Source organism: Bradyrhizobium sp. 14AA (assembly GCF_054185205.1).
Genome location: NZ_JAVAYM010000095.1, coordinates 1 through 526 on the forward strand (window position 1 = coordinate 1; position 526 = coordinate 526).

Here is a 526-nt window from a genome sequence, read left to right on the forward strand (position 1 = left end):
CCGTTCGACGGCAAGCGCATGATCTATGGCGGCTTCGCCCCGCTGCTCGACGACGGGACCCGTGGATCGACCGGCTATGTCGACGGCTATCTGGTGCCGGTCCCTGACGGCAAGAAGGACGCGTATCGCGACATGGCGCGCAAGGCATCCGTGGTGTTCCGCGACCACGGCGCGACCCGGGTGGTCGAGGCCTGGGGCGACGCGGTGCCCGACGGGACCGTTACCGACTATAAGGGCGCGGTGAACGCCACAGGCGACGAGAAGGTCGTCTTCTCCTGGGTCGAATGGCCGTCGAAGGAAGTCCGCGACGCCGGCATGGCCAAGGTGATGGAGGACGAGCGGATGAAGCCGCCCGCCGGTTCGGAAATGCCGTTCGACGGCAAGCGCATGGTCTATGGCGGCTTCGCGCCTATCCTCGACGCGGCCTGAGCCGGAGCCGCGCCTTCCTCCCCCCGCCCCCCAAGGAGAGCCACGATGCCCAATCCCCAAGGTACCCCGATCTGGTACGAGCTGATGACCACCGACC

Annotated in this window: 1 protein-coding gene; it reads left to right on the top strand. The window is 67.5% G+C overall.

The annotated features are described in order from the left end of the window. A partial coding sequence (locus RAD15_RS43480; RefSeq protein WP_458184808.1) for a DUF1428 family protein occupies nucleotides 1–429 on the top strand: 429 nt, incomplete at its 5' end. Nucleotides 430–526: the final 97 nt, after the last annotated feature.